General features: G+C 77.4%; 5 protein-coding genes. All 5 read left to right on the top strand.

Going from position 1 to position 8,007, the window contains the following annotated elements:
- Positions 1–1,465 (top strand): non-ribosomal peptide synthetase (locus AA75_RS52325; protein ID WP_233289150.1); only part of this gene is annotated, 1,465 nt, incomplete at its 5' end.
- Positions 1,462–2,634, top strand: coding sequence for an acyl-CoA dehydrogenase family protein (locus tag AA75_RS23405; RefSeq protein WP_033822165.1), 1,173 nt, complete (start codon positions 1,462–1,464; stop codon positions 2,632–2,634). The genes AA75_RS52325 and AA75_RS23405, both read left to right, overlap by 4 nt.
- A gap of 28 nt (positions 2,635–2,662) precedes the next feature.
- Complete coding sequence (locus tag AA75_RS23410; protein WP_051813137.1) at positions 2,663–4,507, top strand: AMP-binding protein; 1,845 nt, start codon at positions 2,663–2,665, stop codon at positions 4,505–4,507.
- A gap of 59 nt (positions 4,508–4,566) precedes the next feature.
- Positions 4,567–6,387: a non-ribosomal peptide synthetase gene (locus tag AA75_RS23415; protein WP_051813139.1), complete on the top strand. Its 1,821-nt coding sequence runs from the start codon at positions 4,567–4,569 to the stop codon at positions 6,385–6,387.
- Positions 6,384–8,007 (top strand): condensation domain-containing protein (locus AA75_RS23420; protein ID WP_033822166.1); only part of this gene is annotated, 1,624 nt, incomplete at its 3' end. The genes AA75_RS23415 and AA75_RS23420, both read left to right, overlap by 4 nt.

Genomic DNA, 8,007 nt, shown 5'->3' on the forward strand with positions numbered 1-8,007 from the left:
GCTCGACCCGGCGCTGGTGGTGGCCACCCGGCAGAGCGCGCTGGCGCTGCCGGTGGAGGGCCGTACGCCCGCGCTGCTGGACGGCCCGGCGTTCCCCGCGGCCGGCGACGCCGCGGTGCTGGAGGGCGCCGCGTACCTGATCCACACCTCCGGTTCGACGGGCGTGCCCAAGCCAGTGCGGGTCGGCCGGGCCGCGCTGGCCGGCTACGTCGCCGCGCTGGCCGGACGGTACGGGCTGGACGCGGCCGACCGGGTGCTGCTGTTCGCCCGGCCCTCGTTCGACGTGGCGCTGGAGGAGGTGCTGCCCTCGCTGGCGGCGGGCGCCTGCCTGGTGCTGCCGCAGCGTGACGTGCCGACCGGCCCGGAGCTGGTCGCCGTGCTGGCCGCCCGTGGCGTCACCGTCGCCAACCTGCCGACCAGTTACTTCCTCGCCGTCCGCGAGGAGCTGTCCGAGGCGCTGGGCGACGGCCGCTGGGCACCGCGGCTGCTGGTGCTGGGCGGTGAGCGGCTGCCGGCCGCCGCGCTGGCGGGTCTCGCCGAGCGCACCCGCGCCACCGTGCTGAACGCGTACGGCGTGACCGAGGCGACCGTCACCTCGACGGTGCACGAGGTCACCGCGGCCGATCTGGCCGGTTCGGCGGAGATCCCGCTCGGCACCGAGCTGCCCGGCACCCGGGTGCACGTGCTGGACGAGGGGCTGCGCCCGCTGCCGGCCGGCGGGGTCGGCGAACTCGCGGTCGGTGGCGGCGCGCTGGCCGACGGCTACCTCGGCCTCGACGAGGTGACGGCCGCCCGGTTCGTCACCGTGCCCGCGCTCGGCGGCGAGCGGGTGTACCGCACCGGCGACCGCGGTTTCCGCGACCTCGACGGACGGCTGTGGTTCCTCGGCCGCCAGGACAACCAGGTCAAGCTGCGCGGCTACCGGATCGAGCTGGAGGAGATCGAGGCCGCCGCCTCGGCCGAACTCGGCGGCCGTTCCTGCGCGGTGGTGCTGGACCGCGAGTCGGCCGGCGGCCCCCGCCTGGTCGGCTTCCTGGAGGGCGCGGACCGGCCCGACCAGGCCGCGCTGCACGCCGCGCTGTCGCTGCGGCTGCCCGGCGGGCTGGTGCCCGGCAGCTGGGTCGCACTGGAGGCCATGCCGGTACTGCCCGGCGGCAAGCCGGACCGGGCCGCGCTCGGCCGGCTGCTCGCCGAACTGCCGGAGCCGGGTGAGGAGCCCACCGGAGCCAGGGAGTTCACCGAGCCCGGCCTCGCGCTGGTCGCCGGTGCCTGGCGGGAGGTGCTCGGGCACGACCGGTTCGCGGCCGACTCGCACTTCTTCGAGGTCGGCGGCCACTCGCTGCTCGCCGCCCAGCTGGCCGCCTGGCTGGAGCCGCACCTGGGCAGCCGCCCGCCGCTGCGCGTGCTGTTCCAGAACCCCGTCCTGGCCGACCAGGCCCGCGCCCTGACCGGAGGCCGCTCGTGAGCTCCGCCCCTTCCGCCGTCCTCACCGAGGACCACCGCGAACTGGTCGAGGCCTTCGAGAGCTTCATCCGGCGCGAACTGGTCCCGCTGGCAGCCGAGTTGCCGGAGACCGCGGACCTGCCGCCCGCCGACCTGCGGGCGTACGTGCGCAGGCGCTCCGCCGCGCTGGGCTTCTACGCCGGCGACTACCCGGAGGAGCTGGGCGGCTCCGGGATGCCGTTCACCGCGGTGGTGCTGCTGCACCACGCGGCCGGGCGCAGCGGCTGCTCGCTGGCGCCGTACGCGCTGGCCGGTTCGGACGGTCCGAGCCCGCTGCTGCGGCACGGCACCCCGGAGCAGATCGAGAAGTACCTGGTGCCGCTGGTGCGCGGGGAGTCGGCGCGCTGCCTGGCGCTGACCGAGCCGCAGGCCGGGTCGGACGCGTTCCGGCTGACCACCACGGCGGTCCGCGACGGCGAGGGCTGGGTGATCAGCGGCCGCAAGACCTTCGTCTCCAACGCGGACCGGGCGGACCTCGCGCTGGTGGTCACCGCCACCGACCTGGGTGAGGGGCCGACCGGCGGGGCGACGGCGTTCGCGATCCCGATGGACACCCCGGGCCTGCGGATCGGGCAGCGCTACGACGGCATGTCCGGCGAGCCGATGTTCGAGTTGCTGCTGGAGCGGGTGCGGGTCCCGATGGCGGCCGTGATCGGCGGCGAGGCGGGCGTCGGGGCGGCGATGGCGCTGGCCATGGACAGCCTCTCGCGCGGGCGCCTGGTGGTGGCCGCGATGTGCGACGGCGTGGCCGAGTACGCGCTGCGCCTGGGCGTCGAGTACGCCCGGGAGCGGGAGGCGTTCGGCGAGCGGATCGGCGCCTACCAGCACGTGCAGGAGCACCTGGTGCGCAGCCGGGCGGAGGTGGAGGCGGCGAAGCTGCTGACGCTGGCCTGTGCCCGGCTGGTGGACGAGGGCACCGAGGCGCCGGAGAACGCGGCGCTGGCCAAGCTGACCTCGTCGGAGACGGCGGTGCGGGTGGTGGACCGGGCGCTGCAGGTGCACGGGGCGACCGGGTGGGTGCGGGGGCATCCGCTGGAGTTCCTGTACCGGTACGTCCGGATGATGACGATCATCGAGGGGACCTCCGAGGTCCAGAAGGTGATCATCGCTCGGGCCATGGGCCTGGGCTGACCGCCAACGACTGTTCGGAGAACACGACATGACTGTTGAACGATCCATCGTCCGCGGCCTGCCCCAGGGCGCGCCGGTCCCCGAAGCCGCCGTCCTCGACCTGTTCGGCGACTGGGTGCGCCGTACCCCCGACGCGCCCGCGCTGACCGACGGCGGGCGGCAGTGGAGCTACGCCGAACTCGACCGGCTCGCCGACGAGGTGGCCGGGACGCTGCGCGGCCGGGTGCGCCCCGGCGAGCTGGTCGGGGTGTGCCTGGACCATTCGGCGGCGCTGGTCGCGGTCACCCTCGCGGTGGCCCGGCTCGGCGCGGTGCACCTGCCGCTCGGTCCGCGGCCCGGCGAGCGGCGGCTGCAGGCCGTCGCCGAGAACCTGTGGCTGGGCTGTCTGATCGGCGACCCGGCGCTGCTGCCGCCCGCCTACCGGGCGGTGCAGCAGCTGCCGTTGCCGGTGCCGGCCGAGGGCGCGACCGCGGCGGGTGCCGTGGTGGCGGCCTTCGGGCCGTCGGCGGAGGGCGCGGCCGCCGCGCCGGAGGGCACGTTCTACGCGGTGCTGACCTCCGGCTCGACCGGCGTCCCGAAGGCGGTCGCCGTCGGCGAGCCCTCGCTGGCCGCGATGCTGCACTGGTACCGGGGGCTGACCGGGCTCGGCCCCGGCGACCGGCACAGCCTGCTGATCGGGGTGGCCTTCGACCCGCACCTGATGGAGCTGTGGGGGACGCTGACCTCCGGCGCCGCGCTGAGCGTGGCCCCGGACGCGGTGCGCTGGGACCCGGCGGCGCTCACCGACTGGTGGCGTTCGGCGGGGATCACCGTGGCCGTGCTGCCCACCCCGCTGGCCGAGCCGGTGCTCGACCTGCCGTGGCCCGAGGGGCTGGCGCTGCGTCACCTGTCGATCGGCGGGGACCGGCTGCGCCGGTACCCGTCGGCGCAGGTGACCGCGCACGTGCACAACGCGTACGGGCCGGCCGAGGCGACCGTGGTGACCAGTGTGCACACCATTCCGGCGGGTGCGGGCGGCGCGGGCGCGCCGCCGATCGGTCTGCCGGTGCCGGGTGCGGTGCTGCTGGTCACCGACCCGGACGGGGTGCCGGTGCCGCGCGGCGAGAGCGGTGAACTGCGGGTCGGCGGCGGTCTGCTGGCGCTCGGCTACCTGGACGAGGAGCTGACGGCCCGCCGGTTCGTCGCGGCGCCGCCCGGGATCGAGGGCGTGGACCGGGTGTACCGGACCGGCGACCGGGTGGTGATGGGCGCCGACGGCGTCCTCGAGTTCCTGGGCCGGCTGGACGACCAGGTCAAGATCAGCGGGGTCCGGATCGAGCCGGCCGAGGTGGAGGCCGCGTTCGAGCGCGATCCGCGGGTGCGGCGGGCGGTGGTCGCGGTCCGCCGCGATGCGGCCGGCACCGCGCGGCTGCTCGCCTTCGTCCAGCCGGGCGACGCCCCGGTGCAGGGCGCCGACCTGCTGCCGGAGGTCCGCCGCTGGCTGCCCGAGCAGGCGGTGCCCACCGTGGTCCGGATGGTCGACGACTACCCGCTGGACGCCAACGGCAAGGTCGACCGGGCCGCGCTGATGGCCGCCGAGACGGCCGGCGAGGACGCGGACGCGAAGGACGCGGAGGACGCCGACGCGGCCACCGACACCGAGCGCACGGTACTGCGGCTGTGCCGCTCGCTGCTCGGGCGCGCGGACCTCGGGCCGCTGGACAACTTCATCGACGCGGGTGGCAACTCGCTGGCCGCGGCCAGGCTGCTGGTGGCGCTGGAGGAGGAGTGCGGCGTGCGGCTGCGCGCCCCGCAGCTGCTGCGCCAGCCCGATCTGCGGGCCCTGGCGGCGCTGGTCGAGGCCCGTCGCCCGGAGCGCGTGCCCGTCTCCTGACCGCCCGACGTAGCAGGGCGCCCCGGCCGTGGGCCGGGGCGCCCGGAAGGGAACCACCCATGGACCTCGACCTCTCCCACCTGGGCGCCGTACCCGGCCTGGTCGCCCGTCAGGCCGAACTGCGGCCGCAGGCGCTCGCCGTGTCCGACGGCGACACCGTCCTCACCTACGCCCGACTCGTCTCCGCGGCGCGCGCCCTGGCCGCCGAGCTGACCGCGCACGGGGTCGGCCCCGGCAGCGCGGTCGGGCTGCTCGCCGCCCGCTCGACCCGGCTGGTGGTCGCCCAGCTCGCCGTCTGGTGGGCGGGCGGCCACGTCGTCCCGCTCGACCCGGCCCACCCGCGCCCGCGCACCGCAGGGATGCTGGCGGACGCCGGCGTCACGCTGACCCTCGGCGACAAGGCGCTGCTGGCCGAGGCGGGCATCCCGGCCGGCCAGGCGCTGACGCTGGACCTCGACGGTCTGCCGGAGGCGGCGGCCGGCGGCCCGGACCCGGCCTGCGAGGGCGGGCGCGCGCTCGCCCTGGTGCTGTACACCTCCGGCTCGACCGGCCGTCCCAAGGGCGTCGAGGTGCCGCACCGGGCCATCGCCGGCCTGGTGACCGCCCCGGACGCGGTCCGGCTCGGCCCCGGTGACCGGATGCTGTTCCACTCGCCGTCGACCTTCGACGCCTCCAGCTTCGAGATGTGGGCGCCGCTCGCGGCCGGCGCCGCGGTGATGGTCTCGCCCGCCGAACGTCCCACCGCCGAGGACCTGGCCCGGGACGTCGAGCGGTTCGGTGTCACCCACACCTTCCTGACCACCGCGCTGTTCCACCAGCTGGCGGCCCGGCGCTCCCGGGTGTTCGGCCTGCTGCGCACCCTGCTGGTGGGCGGCGAGGCGCTGTCGCCGGAGCACGCCGGCGCGGTGCTGCGGGCCTTCCCGTGGCTGGAGCTGGTCAACGCGTACGGCCCGACCGAGGCGACCACCTTCACCACGCTGCAGCCGCTGACCGAGGCCGGCTGCGCGGGCCCGGTGCCGATCGGGCGGCCGTTCGGCGGCGCGACCGTCCTGGTCCTGGACGAGCGGCTCGAGCCGGTCCCCGCCGGCGGCCGCGGTGAGCTGTGGATCGGCGGCACCCGGTTGGCGTTCGGCTACCTGGGCCAGCCGGAGCTGACGGCACAGCGGTTCCGCGAGATCCCGGGCGCCGGGCGGATGTACCGCAGCGGCGACCTGGTCTCGGTCCGGCCGGACGGCGCGCTGGACTTCCACGGCCGCGCCGACGACCAGGTGAAGGTCCGCGGTTTCCGGATCGAGCCTGGTGAGGTCGAGCACACCCTGCGCACCCACCCCGAGGTCTCCGAGACCGCCGTGGTGGTCCACCGGGCCGGTACGCCCGATGCGGCGCTGACCGCGTTCGTGGTGCCCGCCGACGGTGCCCGGCCGGCCGGCGACGCCCTGCGCGGGTACCTCGCCGAGCGGCTCCCCGCCCACCTGGTGCCCACCGGCTGGGCCGTGGTCGCCGCGCTGCCGCTGACCGGCACCGGCAAGGTCGACCGCCGGGCGCTGGCCGAGACCGGGCCGGACGGCGCCGCGCCGCCCGCCGAGGCGCCGGCGGCCGCCCTGACCCCGCTCGAGCAGGAGGTGGCGGAGGTCTGGGCCCGCGCGCTCGGCCACCCCGTCGAGCGGGCGGACGCCGACTTCCTGGCCGAGGGCGGGCACTCCCTGATGGCCATGTGGGTGGTGGACGACCTGCGCGAGGACCTCGGCGTGGACCTCACGCTCGCGGAGTTCTTCGCCCACCCGACCGTGGCCGGCCAGGCCGCCCTGGTCGAGCGGGCCCTGCTCGACGCGCTCGCCGACCCCACCGGGGCCGATGACCACCGCACGGAGAACCGATGACCGACACCGCCCACCCCGCCGCCCGCCAGGCCGACCTGCTGCGGCAGGCCCGCCTGCGGGCCGGCGCCGACCGCGCCGCGGACATCCCGCGCGGCCCCGCGGACGGCCCGGCCCCCCTCTCGCACGCCCAGCACCGGATGTGGCTGATGGACCGGCTCGGGCAGGCCGGCGCGCTGTACAACGTGCCGCTCGCGACCCGGCTGCGCGGACCGCTGGACACCGCCGCCCTGGCCGCCGCGCTCACCGCGCTGACCGCCCGGCACAGGATCCTGCGCACCCGGTACGGGCAGCACGGCGACGACGCGCCGTACCAGGAGGCCGTGGCGCCGGCGCCCGTCGAGGTGCCGGTGCTGGACGCCCCCGACGACGCGGCGGCCGAGCTGCTGCGCACCGAGGCGGCCCGCCCGTTCGACCTGGCTTCCGGGCGGGTGCTGCGGGCCCTGGTGCTGCGCCACGGCCCGGCCGACCACACCGTGCTGATCACCCTGCACCACATCGCGGTCGACGGCGGCTCGCTGCCGCTCGTCGCCGCGGAGCTCGCCCGGCTGTACGCCGCCGGGGGTGCCGGCGCCGCACGGCCCGCCGAACCGGAGCTGCAGTACGCGGACTTCGCCCGCTGGGAGCGCGGACGCGACGGCGAACTCGCCGGTGAGGTGGCGGCCTGGGCCGAGCAGCTCGCCGGGGCCCGCCCGGTGCCGCTGCCCCGGCCGGCCACCCCCGCGGGGCCGCGCACCCGGGCCGCCCGGCTGCACACCGTACCGCTGCCGGCCGGGACCCTGGACGGCCTGCGGGCGCTCGGGCGGGCCCACGGCGCCACCCTGTTCACCGTGGTGCTGGCCGCCGCCTTCGCCACCCTGGCGCGGGCCACCGGCGAGGCGGACCTCACCCTCGGCTGCGCGTCGAGCCACCGCTCCCGGCCCGCGCTGCGCCGCCTGGTCGGACTGTGCGTCAACACCCTGCCGGTCCGCGCCGACCTGGGCGGCGACCCGGCCTTCGAGGAGCTGCTCGGCCGGGTCCGGGACGCGCTGCTGGCCTCCCAGCGGCGCCACGAGGTGCCGTTCGACCTGGTGGTGGAGCGGCTCGGGGCGGCCGCCCGCGGCCGGGACGGCTCGCCGCTGCTCTCGGTCACCTGCGACCTGGTCACCGCGCCGGGCGCGCTCGAGCTCCCGGGCCTGGCGGCCGAGGCCGTCGAGGTCGACCTCGGGCTGGCCAAGTTCGACCTCGGTCTGTTCGTGGAGGACGGCCCGCAGCCGCGCTGCCTGGTCCAGCACGACGCGGACGCGCTGGCCGGACCGGCCGGCGAACGCCTGGCCGCCGGCTTCGCCGCGCTGCTCACGGCGGTCGCCGAGGACGGCGGGCGGCACCTCGCGGAGCTGCCCGGCGAGCGGCTGGCGTCCGGGCACCCGGCCGAGGCCGCGCTGCTGGCCGACCCGCGGGTCCGCGAGGCGTACCTGCTGGAGCGCGAGGGGCTCGCGCCGCTGGCGTACGCGGTGGGCCGCGGTCCGGCCGGGGTGTCCGGCACCGAGCTGCGGCTGCGGCTGCGTTCGCTGCTGGCGGCCGGTCAGGTGCCGGCCTCGGTGACCGTGCTGGACGCGCTGCCGCGCACCGCCGACGGCGCCT

This window comes from Kitasatospora sp. MBT63, assembly GCF_000710465.2.
Lineage (GTDB): Bacteria > Actinomycetota > Actinomycetes > Streptomycetales > Streptomycetaceae > Kitasatospora.

Coding starts and splice junctions, on each gene's coding strand:
- AA75_RS23415 (WP_051813139.1), top strand. CDS start 4,567: ATGGACCTCGACCTCTCCCACCTGGGCGCCGTACCCGGCCTGGTCGCC.
- AA75_RS23410 (WP_051813137.1), top strand. CDS start 2,663: ATGACTGTTGAACGATCCATCGTCCGCGGCCTGCCCCAGGGCGCGCCG.